18 protein-coding genes and 1 tRNA gene are annotated in these 18,657 nt (G+C 59.4%); 5 read left to right on the forward strand and 14 right to left on the reverse strand.

Annotation, left to right across the window (positions count from 1 at the left end):
• Positions 1–333 precede the first annotated feature (333 nt).
• Positions 334–423, reverse strand: a tRNA-Ser gene (locus tag EIY72_RS20120).
• A gap of 308 nt (positions 424–731) precedes the next feature.
• On the opposite strand from EIY72_RS20120, the gene EIY72_RS20125 reads away from it, so the two are divergent.
• The 3 genes from EIY72_RS20125 (at position 732) to EIY72_RS20135 (ending at position 3,490) form a co-directional block, all read left to right on the forward strand.
• Positions 732–1,421 carry a crotonase/enoyl-CoA hydratase family protein gene (locus EIY72_RS20125; RefSeq protein ID WP_093217364.1) on the forward strand — a complete coding sequence of 230 codons (690 nt, stop codon included), beginning with the start codon at positions 732–734 and terminating at the stop codon, positions 1,419–1,421.
• Positions 1,422–1,633: 212 nt separating this feature from the next.
• On the forward strand, positions 1,634–2,356 hold the full coding sequence (locus tag EIY72_RS20130) for a lysophospholipid acyltransferase family protein (RefSeq protein WP_093217359.1): 723 nt from the start codon (positions 1,634–1,636) through the stop codon (positions 2,354–2,356).
• Between the two features lie 162 nt (positions 2,357–2,518).
• Positions 2,519–3,490: a magnesium and cobalt transport protein CorA gene (locus EIY72_RS20135; RefSeq protein ID WP_093217353.1), complete on the forward strand. Its 972-nt coding sequence runs from the start codon at positions 2,519–2,521 to the stop codon at positions 3,488–3,490.
• A 113-nt stretch (positions 3,491–3,603) separates the two neighbouring features.
• Here EIY72_RS20135 and EIY72_RS20140 read toward each other — a convergent pair whose 3' ends face one another.
• The 3 genes from EIY72_RS20140 to EIY72_RS20150 form a co-directional block, all read right to left on the reverse strand.
• A complete protein-coding gene (locus EIY72_RS20140) occupies positions 3,604–4,326 on the reverse strand; it encodes an amidotransferase (protein ID WP_093217348.1) in 723 nt (240 codons plus the stop codon).
• 95 nt (positions 4,327–4,421) lie between these two features.
• Positions 4,422–6,566 carry a 3-hydroxyacyl-CoA dehydrogenase NAD-binding domain-containing protein gene (locus EIY72_RS20145; RefSeq protein WP_093217343.1) on the reverse strand — a complete coding sequence of 715 codons (2,145 nt, stop codon included), beginning with the start codon at positions 6,564–6,566 and terminating at the stop codon, positions 4,422–4,424.
• A 25-nt stretch (positions 6,567–6,591) separates the two neighbouring features.
• Positions 6,592–7,797, reverse strand: a complete 1,206-nt coding sequence (locus tag EIY72_RS20150; RefSeq protein WP_093217339.1) for an acetyl-CoA C-acetyltransferase — start codon at positions 7,795–7,797, stop codon at positions 6,592–6,594.
• Positions 7,798–8,125: 328 nt separating this feature from the next.
• On the opposite strand from EIY72_RS20150, the gene EIY72_RS29975 reads away from it, so the two are divergent.
• On the forward strand, positions 8,126–8,290 hold the full coding sequence (locus EIY72_RS29975) for a hypothetical protein (protein ID WP_157720927.1): 165 nt from the start codon (positions 8,126–8,128) through the stop codon (positions 8,288–8,290).
• Positions 8,291–8,429: 139 nt separating this feature from the next.
• Entirely contained in the window at positions 8,430–9,209 is a 780-nt protein-coding gene (locus tag EIY72_RS20155; RefSeq protein WP_093230361.1) for a c-type cytochrome, read from the forward strand.
• A 109-nt stretch (positions 9,210–9,318) separates the two neighbouring features.
• Here EIY72_RS20155 and EIY72_RS20160 read toward each other — a convergent pair whose 3' ends face one another.
• The 10 genes from EIY72_RS20160 to EIY72_RS20210 form a co-directional block, all read right to left on the reverse strand.
• Positions 9,319–10,128, reverse strand: coding sequence for a transglutaminase family protein (locus tag EIY72_RS20160; protein ID WP_093217335.1), 810 nt, complete (start codon positions 10,126–10,128; stop codon positions 9,319–9,321).
• On the reverse strand, positions 10,125–11,075 hold the full coding sequence (locus EIY72_RS20165; RefSeq protein ID WP_093217330.1) for an alpha-E domain-containing protein: 951 nt from the start codon (positions 11,073–11,075) through the stop codon (positions 10,125–10,127). Before EIY72_RS20165 ends, EIY72_RS20160 begins: the two co-directional genes overlap by 4 nt.
• Before the next feature lie 12 nt (positions 11,076–11,087).
• On the reverse strand, positions 11,088–12,497 hold the full coding sequence (locus EIY72_RS20170) for a circularly permuted type 2 ATP-grasp protein (RefSeq protein WP_093217325.1): 1,410 nt from the start codon (positions 12,495–12,497) through the stop codon (positions 11,088–11,090).
• A gap of 367 nt (positions 12,498–12,864) precedes the next feature.
• Positions 12,865–13,209, reverse strand: a complete 345-nt coding sequence (locus tag EIY72_RS20175) for a ribonuclease E inhibitor RraB (RefSeq protein WP_093217322.1) — start codon at positions 13,207–13,209, stop codon at positions 12,865–12,867.
• A 209-nt stretch (positions 13,210–13,418) separates the two neighbouring features.
• The gene (locus EIY72_RS20180; RefSeq protein WP_093217318.1) at positions 13,419–13,652 is read right to left on the reverse strand and encodes a hypothetical protein; all 234 of its coding nucleotides are present in this window, start codon (positions 13,650–13,652) and stop codon (positions 13,419–13,421) included.
• Positions 13,653–13,799: 147 nt separating this feature from the next.
• On the reverse strand, positions 13,800–14,675 hold the full coding sequence (gene speE / locus EIY72_RS20185) for a polyamine aminopropyltransferase (protein WP_093217313.1): 876 nt from the start codon (positions 14,673–14,675) through the stop codon (positions 13,800–13,802).
• Positions 14,676–14,912: 237 nt separating this feature from the next.
• Entirely contained in the window at positions 14,913–15,104 is a 192-nt protein-coding gene (locus EIY72_RS20190) for a PLDc N-terminal domain-containing protein (RefSeq protein ID WP_093217308.1), read from the reverse strand.
• An 81-nt stretch (positions 15,105–15,185) separates the two neighbouring features.
• Positions 15,186–15,716, reverse strand: coding sequence for a hypothetical protein (locus EIY72_RS20195; protein ID WP_132680165.1), 531 nt, complete (start codon positions 15,714–15,716; stop codon positions 15,186–15,188).
• 194 nt (positions 15,717–15,910) lie between these two features.
• Entirely contained in the window at positions 15,911–16,429 is a 519-nt protein-coding gene (locus EIY72_RS20205) for an ankyrin repeat domain-containing protein (protein ID WP_093217303.1), read from the reverse strand.
• Between the two features lie 96 nt (positions 16,430–16,525).
• Positions 16,526–18,364, reverse strand: a complete 1,839-nt coding sequence (locus tag EIY72_RS20210) for a long-chain-acyl-CoA synthetase (RefSeq protein ID WP_093217299.1) — start codon at positions 18,362–18,364, stop codon at positions 16,526–16,528.
• Positions 18,365–18,657 lie beyond the last annotated feature (293 nt).

Here is an 18,657-nt window from a genome sequence, read left to right on the forward strand (position 1 = left end):
CAGGCAAGCCAGGTCGAGGCCAGGTAAACGCACTAAAAATGGAGAAATCAATGACACTGCCCTTGCGCTTCTCCCTTTAGCGCGTCCACGTCCATGTTGTGAGGCAGATCAGAATAAAGTCGAATTGGATTCCCGAGGTGGGATCAACTGCAGAGCTTTAAGCCGAGAGGCACACAAGGCGTTAATGTATCACGACTTGGCAGATTGCCACTCTTCCGGCGCCAGTTTTCTGTTGCGCCACCGACTGAACAAGCCGGGTGATAAAAAGCACAGCCCTGAAATGACAAAACCCCTGGCTTCTTTCGAAACCAGGGGTTTTGTCTACATCGAATTTGGCGGTGAAGGAGAGATTCGAACTCTCGATACAGTTTCCTGTATACACACTTTCCAGGCGTGCTCCTTAAGCCACTCGGACACTTCACCGTATCTCTTCAAACATGTTCTGTCTGTCGAGGCGCGCTAATGTAGTCGAAAGCTTTTCCGATGGCAAACATTTTTTTCAGAATTTTCATGCGCTTAACGTGATTCAGCATTTCTGCCCGTCCCGGGCCATGGCAAACCGGCCAATCTCCGGCTTAGTCGTAGGCTCTATATAGAAGAGAACGCACAGCCCATGGGGCAGACTGAGTATGACGGACGCGCAAAGGGTGACTGGCGGGTCAGTCACGGCGCTTTACCTGACCCGCCTCCGTGGGTAACGTCTGCCCAACTTTATTGAAAGGAATAGCGTCATGAGCGAGTTGATTTCCTACCATCTCGAAGACGGCATCGCGACCCTGACCTTGAGCAATGGCAAGGTCAATGCCATCTCCCCGGACGTGATTGCCGCGTTCAACGCTGCGCTGGATCAGGCCGTGGCCGATCGCGCGGTGGTGATGATCACCGGTCAGCCGGGCATTCTGTCCGGCGGCTACGACCTGAAGGTGATGACCAGCGGCCCGAAAGAAGCGGTGGCACTGGTCACCTCCGGCTCGACACTGGCCCGTCGCCTGTTGTCGCACCCCTTCCCGGTGATCGTCGCCTGCCCTGGCCATGCGGTGGCCAAGGGCGCCTTCCTGCTGCTGTCGGCCGACTACCGCATTGGTGTCGACGGCGCGTTCAGCATCGGCCTGAACGAAGTGCAGATCGGCATGACCATGCACCACGCCGGTATCGAGATCGCCCGTGATCGCTTGAGCAAGGTTGCCCTGCAGCGCTCGGTGGTGAACGGCGAGATGTTTACGCCCAAAGGTGCCGTCGAGGCGGGTTTCCTCGATGTCGTGGTCTCTGCCGAAGAACTGCAAGGCACCGCGTTGGCTGCAGCCCGTCAGTTGAAGAAGATCAACATGACCGCGCACAAGAACACCAAGCTGAAAGTGCGCAAGGCTCTGCTGGATGCACTGGACAACGCGATCATTCTCGATCAGCAACACCTGGGCTGACGCTCAAACCTGCAACATCGAAAGCCCGACCGTCGTGTCGGGCTTTTCGTACAGGATCAGGTAAAACACCAACAACCGCTCTAGATCGCCGCTGACCGACAAGTCGGAAACATACGCACAAACATCGGCTATCTCCCACCTCTATAGCGGCAATTGCCGAAAACAGTGCACATCCGTACACTGCGCCACCTTTTGTCCCGGTGGGCCCTGTAATGCTGTTTGCGTTTCGTATGTTATTGATGGGCTTGCACTTTATTGTGGCGGGCGTGTTGGGTGTGATGCTCGGCCTGTGCCGCCCTTTCAACCCGGACAATAGTCGGTTGTGCGCCCGCCTCTATGCATGGCCGGCGATGTGCATTTTGCGTCTGCGGGTCAAAGCCGATGTCGGACCACTGATGGACAAGCCCGACAGCTGCGTGATCATCGCCAATCACCAGTCCAACTATGACCTGTTCGTGTTCGGCAACGTAGTGCCCCGCCGCACCGTGTGCATTGGCAAAAAGAGCCTGAAATGGGTGCCGCTGTTCGGTCAGTTGTTCTGGTTGGCCGGCAACGTGCTGATCGATCGTGGCAATGCGCAGAGGGCGCGCCAGTCGATGCTGACCACCACCGACACTCTGCAAAACAAGGACACCTCGATCTGGGTCTTCCCTGAAGGCACGCGCAACCTCGGTGAAGAGCTGCTGCCATTCAAGAAAGGCGCCTTCCAGATGGCCATCGCCGCCGGTGTACCTATCGTGCCGGTGTGTGTCAGCAGCTACGTCAAGCACATGCGCCTGAACCGCTGGCGCAGCGGCAAGATCCTGATCCGCTCCCTGCCGGCGATTCCTACCGCCGGGCTCAGCCTGGATGACATGCCCATGCTGATTGCCCAATGCCAGGAGCAGATGCGCGCATGCATCGAGTCCATGGACCGGCAACTGCAAGCCGCCTGACAGAAAACCCGCCATGTGCGGGTTTTCTTTTGCCTGCGAAACGTTACCAGCGAACTCTGCAGATTTAACTGACTCTCAAGCAACGGCGAGGCTAAGCTGATCCTTGCCTGCGATTGCAAGCATTGCCATTTGAAAGCTGCCAATAAGAAGTGAACCATCATCATGGGTAGAGTTGTCGCTGCTGCGGTTTATAGCGCCGGTAAGAAAGTCACCAATATCACCCTCGACGAAGGCGCGGCCTGGGCCCAGAAGCCGGGGCACTTCGTCTGGATCGGCCTTGAAGAGCCCAACGCACAAGAGCTGGCCAACCTGCAACGCCAGTTCAACCTGCACGAACTGGCCATCGAAGACGCCCTGGAAAAACACAGCCGACCGAAGCTGGAAACCTTTGGCGACGCGCTGTTCATCGTCACCTATTCGCCGATTCGCAACGAGGGCAAGCTCGAATTCATCGAGACCCATATCTTTGCCGGCAACGGCTACATCATCACTGCGCGCAATGGCCATTCGGCGTCCTACGCCCATGTCCGCCAACGTTGTGAGGCGCGCCCGCTGTTGCTCGAGCACGGAGAAGACTTCGTCCTCTATGCCCTGCTCGACTTCGTCATCGAAAACTACCAGCCGATGGGCGAAGCCATCCATGCCGAGATCGATGAGCTGGAGCGCAATGTGCTGTGCGGGGTGCTGAACGATTTCGATATCCAGAAACTCCACGGCCTGCGCCGTGACGTTCTGCGCTTGCGCCGGTACGTGGCCCCGATGGTCGAGATTGGCGAAGAATTGCAAAAACTCAGCTTCCCGTTCATCGACAAAAACATGCGTCCGTACTTTCGCGACGTGCAGATCCACGTGACCCGGCAAATGGAAGACCTGACGACCCTGGCGGACATAGCCAGCCAGACCATTGAAGTCGGGGTATTGCTGGAGGCCTCACGGCAGAGTGTGGTGCAACGCAAGTTTGCCGCTTGGGCGGCGATTCTGGCATTCCCAACGGCGGTGGCGGGCATCTACGGGATGAACTTCCAGAACATGCCGGAGTTGAGCTGGCACTACGGCTATTTCGCCGTGCTGGGGTTCATTACCGTGGGGTGCGTGGGGTTGTGGGCGAGCTTCAAGAAGTCGGGATGGTTATAGGCGCGAGCTTGCTCCGGGCGGCGTTCCGACGAGAAACCTGAGAGCAGTGCGGGCTGTCAGGTTTCGCGCATTATCGTTCACGACCATCGCGAGCAAGCTCGCTCCTACAGGGATTATGCGGTTTCCGGCTTGTGCGCGACGAAGCGCATCATCCACTCGGCGACAGTTGCGCCGTGGTGTTCCTGCTCAAGGCTGGCGATGCCCTTGGAGTAGACCGGCTCACCCAAGGCCTGCTGGCGAATGTCCAGTAGCGCTCGCGAATAATCGTGAATGAACTCCGGGTGGCCCTGGAAGCACAGCACCTGATCGTTGATGTGGTACGCGGCGAACGGGCAGAAATCGCTGGAGGCGATCACGGTTGCGTTTTCCGGCAGCGAGGTAACCTGATCCTGGTGGCTGATCAACAGGGTCAGCTCCTCACGCACCGGGCTCATCCACGGCGCCTTGGCGGCCATCTTGTACTTGTGCGTGCCGACACCCCAACCCTGGGTGGCGCGCTCGCTCTTGCCGCCCAGCAACAACGCCAGCAACTGATGGCCGAAGCATACGCCCAGCAGCTTGTCGCCGCGCTCGTAGCGGGTCAGCAGGTAAGTCTTGAGTGTTTCAATCCACGGGTCAGTACCGAAGGAGTCCGCTTTGCTGCCGGTGACCAGATAGGCATCAAATTGTTGATCGTCACTTGGGTAATGCCCTTCCACCACGTTGAATACTGTGAAATCGGCGGCAATCGGTTGCTGCGAAAACAGGTGTTTGAACATCTGCCCGTAGCCCTGATATTGGTCAACCAATTCCGGACGCAGGTGGTCGGTTTCCAGAATGCAGATGCGTAACGACATAAAAAATACCTGACACGTGATGGGAATAATGAACACCCCAGAGCCTGCCTCGAAACACCGTGACAAGGCAAGCCCTGAAATGCGTCATAACGCCCTTAGAACAACTGCCCTTTTGCCGCTTTTTCCAGCAACAGTGCCGGCGGGGCGAAGCGCTCGCCGTATTGTCTTTCTAGGTACTGGGCGCGGGCGACAAAATCCGCCACACCGTACTGATTGATGAACTGTAACGCGCCACCGGTCCAGGCGGCGAACCCGATGCCGAAGATCGAGCCGACGTTGGCATCCGCCGTCGAGGTCAGCACGCCCTCTTCCACACAACGTACGGTTTCCAGAGCTTGCACAAACAACAGCCGATCACGCACATCGTTCGCTGAAATCTGCCCGTCGGCCTGCTCGAATCGGCTTTTCAACCCGGGCCACAGGTGTTTCTGGCCACCGGTCGGGTACTCGTAGAAACCACCGCCTGCGGCCTTGCCCGGGCGCTTGTATTCGTTGAGCAGCAGGTCGATCACGGCAAAAGCCGGATGCTCCTTAAGGGGCTTGCCTTCCGCTTGCAGGTCCTTGGCGGTTTGCAGGCGGATATGGCTCATGAGACTGAGCGACACTTCGTCGGAAATGGCCAGCGGACCGACCGGCATGCCGGCCTTGCGCGCTTCGGTCTCGATCAGCGCCGCGCTGACGCCTTCGCCGAGCATGGCAATGCCTTCATTGGTGAACGTGCCAAACACCCGCGAGGTGAAGAACCCACGGCTGTCGTTGACCACAATCGGGGTTTTCTTGATTTGCAGGACAAAATCGAAACCTCGGGCGAGTGTTTCGTCACTGGTGTTGGCGCCCTTGATGATTTCCACCAGGGGCATTTTCTCCACCGGGCTGAAGAAATGCAGGCCGATGAACCTGCTTTGATCGGGCACGGCGGTCGCCAGGCCGCTGATCGGCAGGGTCGACGTGTTGGAGGCAATCACCGCGTCGGCACCGACGACCTGCTGCGCCGCCAGCGACACCCGGGCCTTCAATTCTCGGTCCTCGAACACCGCTTCGATGATCAGGTCGCAGCCGGCCAGGTCTGCATCATTTTCGCTGGTCTGAATGCGGCCCAGCACCGCTTCGCGTTGCTGGGCGGTCATTTGCCCCCGGGCTACCTTCTTGTCCAGTAGCGCCGCCGAGTGCGCCTTGCCCTTCTCGGCAGCCGCGAGATTGATGTCCTTGAGCACCACATCGATACCGGCCGATGCGCTGACAAAGGCGATGCCCGCGCCCATCATCCCGGCGCCGAGCACGCCGACCTTACGGGTGACATAAGGCGCGAAACCCTGCGGACGGGAACCACCGGCATTGATTTCATTGAGCTGGAACCAAAAGGTGCCGATCAGGTTTTTCGAGATCTGGCCGGTGGTCAGCTCGGTGAAGTAGCGGGTCTCGATCAGGTGCGCGGTGTCGAAATCCACCTGCGCGCCCTCGACGGCGGCACAGAGGATTTTCTCCGGCGCTGGCAATGTGCCCTGGGTCTTGCTGCGCAGGATGGAAGGCGCGATCGCCAGCATCTGCGCGACTTTCGGGCTCGATGGAGTGCCACCCGGGATTTGATAACCCTTGACGTCCCAGCGCTGGACGGCCGTCGGATTGGCCGCAATCCACGCCCGTGCCTTGGCCAGCATCTCATCGTGATCGGCAGCCAGCTCATCGATCAAGCCGGCCTGCAAGGCTTGCTGTGGGCGCACCTTCTTGCCTTCAAGCAGGTATGGCAGGGCCTTTTCGATGCCGAGCATGCGCACCATGCGCACCACCCCGCCGCCACCCGGCAACAGGCCGAGGGTCACTTCCGGCAGACCGAGTTGCACCGCGGAATTGTCCAGCGCCACCCGGTGATGACAGGCCAGGCAAATCTCCCAGCCACCGCCCAATGCTGCACCGTTGATGGCGGCAACCACTGGCTTGCCAAGGGTTTCGAGGGTGCGAAGCTGGCCTTTGAGGCTCAGCACCATGTCGTAGAAGGCCTTGGCTTCGGGTTTACCGACCTTGATCAGTTCATTGAGGTCGCCGCCGGCGAAAAAGGTTTTCTTCGCCGAGGTGATGATCACACCGGCGATGGCGTCCTTGTCGGCGACCAGTCGGGCCACGCAGCTGGCCATGGCCTCGCGGTACCCCGCGTTCATGGTGTTGGCGCTCTGGCCCGGCAGGTCGATGGTCAGGACGACGATTCCGTCCTGGCCCTTTTCGTAACGAATGGCTTCAGTCATGACGATGTTTCCTTGAAATCGGGGCTCAGAGACGTTCGATGATGGTGGCAATGCCCATGCCGCCGCCGACACACAGGGTCGCGAGGCCGTAGCGCAGGTGTCGCGCCTCCAGCTCATCAAGCAGAGTGCCGAGAATGGCGCAGCCGGTGGCGCCCAGCGGATGGCCCATGGCAATCGAACCACCGTTGACATTGACCCTGGCCGGATCGACGGCCATGTCCTTGATGAACTTCAACACCACTGAGGCGAACGCTTCGTTGACCTCGAACAGGTCGATGTCTTCAACCCGCAACCCCGCCTTGGCCAGCGCCTTGCGCGTGGCCGGCGCGGGGCCGGTGAGCATGATGGTCGGATCGGTGCTGGTGACGGCCGTGGCGACAATGCGTGCCCGTGGCTGCAAACCCAGCGCCCGGCCCTTGGCCTCGGAACCTATCAGCATCAACGCCGCGCCGTCGACGATCCCCGAACTATTGCCGGGGGTATGCACATGGTTGATCCGCTCGACATGGCTGTAGACCCGCAGCGCAGTGGCGTCGAAACCCATTTGGCCGATCATTTCGAAACTAGGCTTGAGCTTGCCCAGCCCTTCCAGGGTTGATTCGGCGCGAATGAACTCATCATGATCGAGCAGGATGATGCCGTTCTGGTCCTGTACCGGCACCAGCGACTTGTTGAATGAGCCATCCGCCCGCGCCCGTGCGGCTTTTTGCTGCGAGTGCAGCGCAAAGGCATCGACGTCGGCGCGACTGAAACCTTCGAGCGTGGCAATCAAATCGGCACCGACACCTTGCGGGGTGAATTGGCTGTGCATATTGGTTTCAGGGTCCAGCGCCCAGGCGCCGCCATCGCTGCCCATCGGCACCCGCGACATCGACTCGACGCCGCCGACCACCACCAGGTCTTCGAAACCGGAACGCACTTTCATCGCGCCCAGGTTCACCGCCTCCAGCCCCGAGGCGCAGAAACGGTTGATCTGCACACCGGCCACACTGATGTCCCAATCAGCGACCATGGCCGCCGTCTTGGCAATGTCGGAGCCTTGGTCGCCGATCGGTGTTACACAACCGAGCACCACATCGTCCACCTGGCTGGTGTCCAGATCGGTTCGCTGTTGCAGTGCGCTGAGCAAACCGGCGACCAGATTGACCGGTTTGACGCTGTGCAAGGCGCCATCGGCCTTGCCTTTGCCACGGGGCGTGCGTAATGCGTCGAAAATCAAAGCTTGGGTCATGACGTCCTCGAACCGCAATGCAGGTGGGTAAAAAACAGAGTCTCCACTCTTGATCCGGGGGTCGCCGGATTCAATGACCGCAGCGCTCACAGGCGTTGACGGTCACGCTCAGACGGACGGTAGTCGGCTACCGGATTAACCGTTTCAGGACACCGAGCTGTCTAGCAAAAGGGGCGCGAAGAAGCTGGCAATAGGCCTCATGCCTTTTTAAGCACAAATTTGTTCAACACCATATGAAATGGATCTAAACCAAGCGCGGCGCGGGCTCTAAGGTGAAAGAGTATGAAGTTGCCGTCGGGTTTTGCCGAGGCATTCGTCGTAACAGGAAGTGAAACGCTCTGCCGTCATGGAGCTGCTGAGGCAGGCATCAGGAAATAACAATAAAGGCGGTCAAGCCATGTTCAAACAACCGAAAGTTCGTCAAGCCGGGCTCATCCTTTTCGCCACCACGCTGTTGTTGATTTTGCCGAACCTGACCAAGGTGATCGGCTGATTTAAGCGCCAGACTTTATTATCGCCACTGTCAAATTGTGACTGGCTCGCTACCCGAGCCAGCGTGGCTGTGCCAACCTTCCTGGCACCTGCACAACACGGATGGCGATCTTTTGAAACTGCTTATTCTGCTCGGGGCCATGCTGCTCGGCACGCCTCTCTACGCCGCACAACTCACGCTGGAGCTGGGCGCGAACAGTCGCACCTGGCAAACCGAGCAATTGCTTGCACACCCACAGGTGCAGACCATCACCATCCCTGACGATGTGTCCTACAAACGCGAGATGCACTACCGCGCGGTGCCGCTGGCGGCCTTGCTGTCAGGCATCAAGCCTGAGGATCATCTGCAAGCGGTGGCGCTGGATGGCTTTGCCGCTGAAATGTCGGCAGCGCCGCTGCTCAATACCCAGGGTGCGCGCGCCTGGCTGGCCATCGAAGACCCCGCCAAGCCTTGGCCCGGCCTGGCTGAAGGCAAACCGGGAGCCGGGCCGTTTTACCTGGTCTGGACCGACCCGCAGGCCGGCAACATCAGTCCGGAGCAATGGCCGTTCCAGGTGGCGAGCATCAAGCGCCTGGCGCCCGTGGCCGAGCGCTTCCCTGCCCTGTTGCCGGATCCGGCATTGAAAGCCGATGACCCGTTGAACAAAGGTTTTGCCTTGTTTCAACGCAATTGCCTGGCGTGTCATCGGCTCAACGGCGCCGGGGATGCGCAGTTCGGGCCAGACCTGAACATTCCCTTTAGCCCGACCGAGTACTTCGGCATGGACTTCCTCAAACGCTACATACGCGATCCGCAGAGTTTACGTCAGTGGCCGCAGGCTAAGATGCCGGGTTTTTCTACGGAGGTATTGCCGGATGAAGACCTGGACATGCTGTTGGGGTATCTAAAACACATGGCAGGGCGCAAGGTTAAGCCCTGACCCATTTCCCCATGGGAGCGAGCTTGCTCGCGATAGCAATCTGTCAGGCCCTTCAGCACTGAAGGCAAGACCGCTATCGCGAGCAGGCTCGCTCCTACAGGGTTACGGGTTATTGCTGCTGCACGGAAATCACCGGTGCCGGCGTCGGCGACACCAGCACCTTGGCGTGCATCTGTTCACAACCGCCGCCTCGACGCATGCCGCGAACCGGGCAGGCATCCAGGTAATCCAGGCCCACCGCCAGCTTCAGATGGCGCTCCGGGCGGGCCAGCTCATTGGTCACGTCAAAGCTGTACCAGGCGTCATCCAGCCAGGCTTCGGCCCAGGCGTGACTGGCCAGGTGCTCACTGTTTTCGCTGTACAGATACCCCGACACATAACGCGCCGGAATGCCCAGACTTCGGGTGCAAGCGAGGAATGCATGGGCATGGTCCTGACACACCCCGGCGCGCCCGGCGAAGGCCTGAGCGGCGCTGGTATCCACTTCCGTCGAGCCCGGCGTGTAGGTCATGTACTGGTTGAGACCGTGCATCAGATCGATCAGAGCCGTGCGATCCCGGCGCTTTTTGCAGGCTTTCTCGGCAAATGCGCGTAACCCGGCATCCGCTTCGGTCAACCGGGTGAATCGCAAAAACGGCAGCGCCGACTGGCTCTCGTGTTCGGCTTCGCGCTGCTCGTCGATATCGACCAGGCCACGGGCGCCGATGATGATCGCCTCGTGGGGCTCGTCCATGGTCAATACGTGCAGGATATTGCCGAACGGATCGAGCTGCGCACGCACCGGACGCGGCAGCTCGAGCTGCCAACTGAGCACGTGTTGACGCTCACTGTCGTGGGGCGTCAGGCGCAGGTACTGGATGCTGGCGCGCACCTTGTCTTCGTAGTGATAGGTGGTCTCATGACTGATGGAAAGTCTCATGCCGCCTCCAGGTAGGAACTGTGTATGGCGTTACCCAACTGGCGCACCAGCGGGATGAACTCGGTCAGCCAGGCGTGCAGGCCTTCTTCGAGAATTTCGTTGATGCCGGTGTAGCGCAGGCGTGCGTCCATTTCCGCCGCCAGGCGTTGCGCGGGACGGCCGTTGGCGCCAGGCAACTGGGCGAGGATCTGGTCGATTTCTTCGGTGCAAGCGCGCAAGGAGCGCGGCACGTCGGCGCGCAACAACAGCAGCTCGGCGACGTGTCGGGCGCCAGGAGCATCGCGATAGATTTCGGTGTAGGCCTCGAACGACGACAAGGCCCGCAACAAGGCGCTCCACTGGTAGTAGGCGTGCGCCGTGCCATCGCTGACCGCCTCGGCCTGATCGCCGGCCATTTCGTAGCGGGCATCGAGCAGGCGCAGGGTGTTGTCGGCCCGTTCGATAAAGGTCCCCAGACGAATGAAGCGAAACGCGTCGTTGCGCATGATGGTGCCGTAGGACGCACCACGGAACAGGTGCGAGCGCTCTTTGATCCACTCGCAAAAGCGGCTCATGCCGTAGCGGCTCAAGCCCTGGCTGGCAATCTCGCGAATTTCCAGCCAGGTGGCGTTGATGTTTTCCCACATGTCGGCGGTGATTCGCCCACGCACCGCATGGGCACTGGCCCGCGCAGCGCCCAGACAGCTGTAGATGCTGGCCGGGTTGGCCGCGTCCAGGGCGAAAAAATGCAGCAGCCGTTCGGCGTGCAGTTCGCCATGGCGCTCCAGGTAGTCGTCGAGGGTGCCGGTGATCAACAGCGGCATGGCCAGTTCATGCAGACCGTCACCGCGACCGTCCTGCGGCATCAGCGACAGCGAATAACTGATGTCGAGCATCCGCGCGAGGTTTTCCGCCCGCTCCAGGTAACGAGACATCCAGTACAAATCCGAGGCAGTTCTACTCAGCATGGCAAACTTCCTTTAATCCTCGACCACCCAGGTGTCCTTGGTACCGCCGCCCTGGGATGAATTGACCACCAGGGAACCTTCGCGCAGGGCAACACGGGTCAACCCACCCGGCACCACCCGGGTTTCGCGGCCCGACAACACAAACGGACGCAAGTCGATGTGGCGCGGCGCGATGCCGTTTTCAACAAAGGTCGGGCAGGTCGACAGCGACAAGGTCGGTTGCGCGATATAGGCGTGAGGCTTGGCAATGATGCGTGCACGAAAGGCTTCGATCTCCGCCGCCGTCGCCGCCGGTCCCACCAGCATGCCGTAACCGCCGGAGCCCTGGGTTTCCTTGACCACCAGTTCGGGAAGATTGGCCAGCACATGGGACAACTCAGCTGGTTTACGACACTGCCAGGTGGGTACGTTTTTCAGGATCGGCTCTTCATCCAGGTAAAAGCGGATCATGTCAGTCACGAACGGGTACACCGATTTGTCATCGGCGACCCCGGTGCCAATGGCATTGGCCAGCACCACATTGCCGGAGCGGTAGGACGACAACAGCCCCGGCACGCCGAGCATCGATTCGGGGTTGAAGGCCAGCGGATCGAGGAAGGCGTCGTCCAGGCGACGGTAAATCACATCGACCGCTTTCGGCCCGTCGGTGGTACGCATGTAGACCTTGTCGTCGCGCACGAACAGGTCGGCGCCCTCCACCAGCTCCACACCCATTTCCCGAGCCAGAAATGCATGCTCGAAAAACGCACTGTTGAAGCGTCCCGGCGTCAGCACCACCACGCTGGGGTTATCGATCGGACTGGAACTCTTCAGGGTGTCGAGCAACAGGTTCGGATAATGGTCGATGGGTGCAATACGTTGCGCCGCGAACAACTCGGGGAACAGACGCATCATCATCTTGCGGTCTTCGAGCATGTAGCTGACGCCGCTCGGTGTGCGCAGGTTGTCTTCCAGCACGTAGTAGGTGCCGTCGCCATCGCGCACCAGATCGACGCCGGAAATGTGTGAATAGATATCACGGTGCAGATCCAGCCCCTGCATCGCCAACTGGTACTGCTCGTTGGCCAGCACCTGCTCGGCGGGAATGATCCCGGCCTTGATGATGCGTTGCTCGTGGTACAGGTCGGCGAGGAACATGTTCAACGCCTTGACCCGCTGGATGCAGCCACGCTCGACCACCCGCCATTCGCTGGCGGGGATGCTGCGCGGGATGGTATCGAAAGGAATCAGGCGCTCGGTGCCCTGCTCGTCGCCATAGAGCGTGAAGGTGATTCCGGCGCGATGAAACAGCAGATCGGCCTCCCGTCGCCGTTGGGCCAACAGCTCGTCAGGCGTCTCGGCCAGCCAACGGGCAAACTCCCGATAATGCGGACGGACCTGGCCGTCGGCATCGTACATTTCATCAAAAAAGGTGCGGATCATGCCGTACTCCTTGTCACTCGGACATCCGGACCATCGCAAGGCCCGTGCCAGCGGCAGAATCGCTTTGATTTCAATCGGTTGGATATTCCATACGTGGGCGCCGCACCAATCCTGTGCGGCAAACGCCCCAACCTGATCGCCCCCGCTTCATTGCAAGGCGTTGTGAATGCCTATCACCAGCATAGTCAGAGATGATTTCACTGCCCGTCGGACGATGGGGATAATTGCGCCATACGCTGAAAAGCTCATCGAACTTCCCTTTTAGCCGCCTGCTCAGGCGGCTTTTTTTTGCTTTGAGAAATGCCCTGAAACGAAAACGGCCAACCCGAAGGTCAGCCGTTCATGTGCTGTGTTACTGATCATAGGATTATGCGAGTCGTCCTCGTACCTCCTGCTTCACGCCCCAGCCTTCGAGGATGCCGCCCAGTGGTTCGACCACCGCTTCGAAACCCTGTTCGAAGTCACCGATATCGTCGTAGGTGGCATACATCACCTTGCTCAACTCCAGCGCCCAGGCGCCGTCGTCGCGCACACTGACCTGCGCATTCAGGGACTCACCACGGCGGAAATGCCTTGCCGCCCTGCGTGCCCGCTCCTCGTCCGGGAAAATGGCGTAGAACTCGATGGGATGGAACCGTGAAAAGTCAAAACCGCGTTCTTTCATACGGCGCAGCACGCTGCTGCTGATGTCTTCTTGATAGGCTGTGCTCATGAAACGTCCTCCTCAAACGATGGATAGACTTTCCGTACTCCCTCACCCGCAACCGAACAGCGCGAGCGACGACAACCTAAGTGCCGGCGGGAAACAAGCATGGAGCTGACAAGATCAGACCTTAGCGATCCATTCGCTGATCTCGCTTGCAGAGTAGCCCCAAGATAGAGCCTCTGCCAAGGTCTGAATCTTAATGTGACAGGTTGGGTTCAGATTGGCGTGACGCCGAGGATTTGAATGCTGTACTGCGTCTTGAGCTCTTTGACGCTCGCATTACGAGTACGCCCTTCCAGATCGTTCAGATCCAGTTTGGCGGCAACGGGAAACAGACGGGATTTGATCAGCTCGGCAGCGCGATCCTTGTCCGGGCACTCATCGCACTCAAAGTCTTCTGCTTTGGTTACACCGTGATCATCAACGAAAGTGACTTTCCACTTTTGCATCAGTGCCTCCTCGTTAAAGCCCATGGGTGGGCTCACACCTATCTGGACCTTGTTAGCTGGCTAATTGTTCCGGTGGATCAAAACACCCTTGTTCCTTCACCCCAAACCCATGTGGGAGCGAGCTTGCTCGCTCCCACAGGTTTTGCGTCAGTCGTTGCTCGGCTTGCCCACTGCCTGCAATACGTACTGCGGCAAGGCGAACGCGCCGATGTGGATTTCTGGATTGTAGTAGCGAGTGACGATGCCGCTGCCGCTGAAGCGCTGTTGCAGGGTTTCGCGGGACAACTTGCGATAAGCGGTATTGGTCGCACCCCAGGCGAAGGTCATTGCGCCGCCGATGTAGGTCGGCACCGCAGCCTGGTAGAAGTGCCAGTCCGGGAACAGGCTGCGCAGGCGACCGGCGGTGGTTTTCACTTCTTCGATCTGCATGAAAGGCGTGCCGTTCTGGGTGACCAGGATGCCGCCTTCGTTCAGGCAACGGTGGCAGGCCTGGTAGAAGTTTTCCGAGAACAGCACCTCGCCCGGCCCGATCGGGTCGGTGGAGTCGGAAATGATCACATCGAATTTTTCCGTGGTGGTGGCGACGAAACGCATGCCGTCGTCGATCACCAGGTTAAGGCGTGGATCATCGAACGCACCCTTGGAGTGGTTCGGCAGGAATTCCTTGCACATGTCGACCACGGTGCCGTCGATTTCGACCATGGTGATGTGCTCGACACTGCGGTGCTTGGCCACTTCACGCAGCATGCCGCCGTCGCCACCGCCGATGATCAGCACGCGCTTGGCGGTGCCGTGGGCGAGGATCGGTACATGGGTCAGCATTTCGTGGTAGATGAACTCGTCGGCTTCGGTGGTCTGGATCACGCCGTCCAGTGCCATGACCCGGCCCATGCGCGGGTTTTCGAAGATCACCAGGTGCTGGTGTTCGGTGCGCACTTCGTGCAGCAGTTTTTCCATGCGAAAACGCTGGCCGTAGCCTTCGTAGAGGGTTTCCAGGTAATCGCTGGCAGGGATATTGCTCATGGGAAGTGCTCCGATGAATGCGGGTGGCAACGGACGGTTACCCGCCCATGACGGCCAATCGAGCGGCTCGATCGACCAGGAAAGGCGCGCATTCTACGTTGCGGAACATGACAGGTCGAATGTGCTGACGAGCTTGTTCGCGAAAGCGCCAGCACATTTGACACATTGGGGCTGACAGACCGCTATCGCGAGCAAGCTCGCTCCCACCGGTGGGATGCATTGCGCCCGAGAACGCCCTCAGACCCGCACATTGCCCCGCGGCCCGGCGATGGCCCAGATGATCAGCCCCAGCACCGGCAACAGCGCGATCAGCAGGACCCAGAGGATTTTCATCCCGGTCTCGGCGCTGCTTTTGACGACGTTGATGATCGCCCAGATGTCCAGGACAAAGATGATCAAGGCAACAAGGCTGTTGAAGGTGGAACCCATGGTGACGCTCCCGAAGAGTGGTGTGCCTCTTAGGATAGACGGTCGTCGCCAGGGTTCCGTTTTAATTGACAGGCTTGGCCGTCAGACGTGGATTGCCACTTTCAGGGCTTCAAGCGATGGCGCGGCAGCAATGCCGACGTCTGCACACAATTCCAGCACCCGTGGCACGTCGTTGCCATAGACCAGCACCACTTGCAGTTCGTCGTCCAGCAGCTGGCTGACGTTCATCAGTGTGTAGCCGCCGTTTTCCTTGTTCAGGCTGCTCATCTGCACCTGAATGCGGTTGAGCGCAGTCAGGGCCTCGGTTTTCGCCAGTTGCTTGGGCTTGAGATTGAAGTCCACACCCGGGCCGAAGGACGCGACGATCTGCGCGAACAGGTCCATGTAGGTGTCAGCCTGGAACAGCACGGTGTCCGGCAGACTGCCGACCACCACCCACTCCCCCAGCGGGATCGGGAAGCTGTCGTCGTAGTTGATATCCGGATTGGCTGTCAGAAAAGCCTCCGGGTCGGCGTAGGCTTGAGCTGCCTCATCCGCGACCTTGAGGATTTCGTCTTCGCCCATGCACCCGGAGCTGATTTTGCTGATGAGTTCGACGAGTGCGGCTTTCATGGGGCGAATCCTGTAGCGAGGGAAATTTGAGGGCGCGAATAATACCGCATTAAGCGGGACTTCGGACTTAGTGGCGAGGGAGCTCGCTCCCGTTGGGGTGCGAAGCGCCCCCAAACAAGGTCACAGATTCACAACTGCTTCGCAGCCGAACGGGAGCAAGCTCCCTCGCCACAGAGGAATGCGTCCGGGCGGGTTTAGCCCAGCAGTTTCTCCAATTGCGCGATGGTGTCGGCAGCCCCCATGGTTTTCGCCGCCTCCAGCGCCGTGATGCCATTGGCATCCTTGGCTTTCGGGTCGGCGCCCTTGCTGACCAGATAATCGACAATGGCCACGCGGTTGAACATCGCCGCCATCATCAGCGCGGTACGGCCGTCAAACGACGAGCCCTCGACCTGCGCCCCACCTTCGACCAACGCTGCAACCACAGCCAGATCGCCTTTGAACGCGGCACCGGCAATCGGACTCTGGCCGTTGTCGTTGCGAATCTCCGGGTCGGCCTTGTGTTCGAGCAACACCTTCACGGTGTCCACGTGACCGTGGTACGCGGCGAGCATCAGCAAGGTGTCGCCCTTGTGATTACGCAGGTTGGGCGGCAGGCCTTTGGTCAGCAGCGCGGCCATCATTGCCGCATCGCCCTCCCGAGCCTTGTTGAATACCTGTTCGGCAAACTCGGCGGCTTCTTCGGGGGTCATCTGGCGGCTTTTGTCTGACATTGGGCACTCCGTTTTCTGTCATTCGTAAAGCCGACAGTTTCCCGAGCCGTCCCGACACTGTCACTTGTTTTTTCTCGTGTCGGGCCATAGCCACATTCAATAACGGTATTTGCCCGCGTGAATATCGCTGAGCAGTTGCTCAGTGACCTGTACGTAGGTGTGAGTGCCCGGCAGCCAGGCGTAGATCGGGTCGTCGCCGGTCTTGCCAGGGTCAAAGGCTTCACTCTTGAGCCGGTTTTTCTGATATTTGAAGGTACCGGTCGTTTCCATTTTCACCTTCACCCGCAGGAACAGCGGCACGGCATACGCCGGCATTTGCTGGCGAGCGAACGCCAGCAACTCACTGAAGTCCAGGGTCGCCAGAGATTCGGCTGGGGTGATTGCAGCCATGCCGGCACGGCCATTGGTGTTGTGGATTTCCACCCCGTAGGCCACAGCTTCGGAAATCTGCGGGTGACGCAGCAGGATGTTCTCGACTTCGGTGGTTGAAACGTTTTCGCCCTTCCAGCGATAAGTGTCGCCGAGGCGATCGACAAACTGCGCATGGCCGAAGCCGATGTTGCGCAACAGATCACCGGTGTTGAAGTAGCAATCGCTCCGTTCAAACACGTCGTGCAGCACCACCTTGGCGGTTTTCTGTGGATCGGTGTAACCATCCAGCGGTGCCTTGTCGTCGATTCTGGCCAGCAACAAACCCTTCTCGCCCTTGGCGACCTTGAGCATCCAGCCCTTGTCGTCACGCAGCGGCTCGCCGCTGTCGTGGTCGTAAGCCACCAGTTCCCAGGACATCAGCGAGAAACCGATGGTGTTGTCGAAATTGAGGATGTTGGTGAAACCAATATTGCCGTCGCTGGCGGCGTACAACTCGCAGATGTGGTTGACCGCGAACCGGGTCTTGAACTCGTTCCAGGCGCCAGGCCGCAGGCCGTTGCCGATCATCTTCTTTACCTCGTGCCGGCTGTCGTCGGCGCTGGGCGGCTGGTCGACCAGATACCGGCACAGCTCTCCGACGTAACCGATGGTCGTCGCCCGGTACTTGCGTACATCGTTCCAGAACTGGCTGGCGCTGAACTTGCGGCGGATGGCGAAGCCGGAGGCGCCGATGATTGCCGAACCCCAGCACACGCACAGCCCGGTGGCGTGGTACAGCGGCAAGGTGCAATAGACGATGTCGCTGGGGCGCATGTCCAGAGCGACCATGCCGAAGCTGGCCGAGCTGCGCATCCACCGGCCGTGCTTGAACACGCCGGCCTTGGGCAACCCGGTCGTGCCGGAGGTGTAGATATAGAAGCACGGGTCGTCGAAATGGATCTGCTGGCTGCTCGGCGGATTGTCGGTGGACTCGTCGACGCTGGCGGACATCAGGTTGATGAAGCCCTCAGGCGCAATGCCCGGTTGCCGCGAAGTGTCCTGATCGGCCACAAACCAGGTGCGCGTTGCCTTGATCGAGACCTGCTCGCGCACGGCCAGAAAGGCCGGGACCAGTTCTTCACCGACAATGATTGCCGCGGGCGCCACCAGGTTAAGGCTGTGCACCAGGGTGTCACGGGTCTGGGACGTATTGAGCAGCGCGCTGATGGCGCCGACCTTGGCGACCGCAAGGATGGTCACCAGCAATTCCGGGCGGTTTTCGATGAACACGCCGACTACATCACCTTTGCCAATGCCTTGGCCACTCAGGTAATGGGCAATACGGTTGGCCCACTGATTGACTTCGATGTAGCTCAGCGACACCTCGCCTTGCAACAACGCCGGGCCATCGGGATTGCGCAGGGTGGCTTGTTCGAAACTCCAGCCCAAACCACAGGTTTGGCTTGGATCCGTGACATTGGCGAGCTTCATGCCTTTCACCACCCGCGGGATGGCCTTGGCGATGGACGGCAGCTTGCGGAGCATCATGCCCCAGGTGATCGTGTCGTTCGACGTGCGGCTCATGGTGCTCCCGTTCGATCTTCTTATTGTCGGGCTGCGATGACTGAAGCCGAAAATACGACAAGGGTTCTTGAGCTGTACACGCGGTTTTTGAAATGTTTTGTATCCCGCCTGCTACACAGTAGTGGCATGTCGCCAAAGGTGAGTGCAGGCACGCGCAATGGTTCCCTTGAAGTGCCGAGCGACCTCGCAAAATGCAGGATGCACGATGGCCATTCATGCAGAATGCACGAGCGGCGAAATTACCAAAAAATATAACTATCTGATTTTTATCATGTTTTTATAAAACGTCGTGC

The sequence above is a fragment of the Pseudomonas vancouverensis genome, assembly GCF_004348895.1.
GTDB lineage: Bacteria > Pseudomonadota > Gammaproteobacteria > Pseudomonadales > Pseudomonadaceae > Aquipseudomonas > Aquipseudomonas vancouverensis.

Excerpts from the sequence above, each read along its gene's own strand:
- EIY72_RS20165 (WP_093217330.1), bottom strand. The coding sequence starts at position 11,075 with ATGCTGAGTAGAACTGCCTCGGATTTGTACTGGATGTCTCGTTACCTG.
- EIY72_RS20210 (WP_093217299.1), bottom strand. The coding sequence starts at position 18,364 with ATGAGCCGCACGTCGAACGACACGATCACCTGGGGCATGATGCTCCGC.
- EIY72_RS20190 (WP_093217308.1), bottom strand. The coding sequence starts at position 15,104 with ATGGGTTCCACCTTCAACAGCCTTGTTGCCTTGATCATCTTTGTCCTG.
- EIY72_RS20195 (WP_132680165.1), bottom strand. The coding sequence starts at position 15,716 with ATGAAAGCCGCACTCGTCGAACTCATCAGCAAAATCAGCTCCGGGTGC.
- EIY72_RS20125 (WP_093217364.1), top strand. The coding sequence starts at position 732 with ATGAGCGAGTTGATTTCCTACCATCTCGAAGACGGCATCGCGACCCTG.
- EIY72_RS20180 (WP_093217318.1), bottom strand. The coding sequence starts at position 13,652 with ATGCAAAAGTGGAAAGTCACTTTCGTTGATGATCACGGTGTAACCAAA.
- EIY72_RS20205 (WP_093217303.1), bottom strand. The coding sequence starts at position 16,429 with ATGTCAGACAAAAGCCGCCAGATGACCCCCGAAGAAGCCGCCGAGTTT.
- EIY72_RS20130 (WP_093217359.1), top strand. The coding sequence starts at position 1,634 with ATGCTGTTTGCGTTTCGTATGTTATTGATGGGCTTGCACTTTATTGTG.
- EIY72_RS20135 (WP_093217353.1), top strand. The coding sequence starts at position 2,519 with ATGGGTAGAGTTGTCGCTGCTGCGGTTTATAGCGCCGGTAAGAAAGTC.
- EIY72_RS20175 (WP_093217322.1), bottom strand. The coding sequence starts at position 13,209 with ATGAGCACAGCCTATCAAGAAGACATCAGCAGCAGCGTGCTGCGCCGT.
- EIY72_RS20145 (WP_093217343.1), bottom strand. The coding sequence starts at position 6,566 with ATGACTGAAGCCATTCGTTACGAAAAGGGCCAGGACGGAATCGTCGTC.
- EIY72_RS20170 (WP_093217325.1), bottom strand. The coding sequence starts at position 12,497 with ATGATCCGCACCTTTTTTGATGAAATGTACGATGCCGACGGCCAGGTC.
- EIY72_RS20140 (WP_093217348.1), bottom strand. The coding sequence starts at position 4,326 with ATGTCGTTACGCATCTGCATTCTGGAAACCGACCACCTGCGTCCGGAA.
- speE (WP_093217313.1), bottom strand. The coding sequence starts at position 14,675 with ATGAGCAATATCCCTGCCAGCGATTACCTGGAAACCCTCTACGAAGGC.
- EIY72_RS20160 (WP_093217335.1), bottom strand. The coding sequence starts at position 10,128 with ATGAGACTTTCCATCAGTCATGAGACCACCTATCACTACGAAGACAAG.
- EIY72_RS20155 (WP_093230361.1), top strand. The coding sequence starts at position 8,430 with ATGCTGCTCGGCACGCCTCTCTACGCCGCACAACTCACGCTGGAGCTG.
- EIY72_RS20150 (WP_093217339.1), bottom strand. The coding sequence starts at position 7,797 with ATGACCCAAGCTTTGATTTTCGACGCATTACGCACGCCCCGTGGCAAA.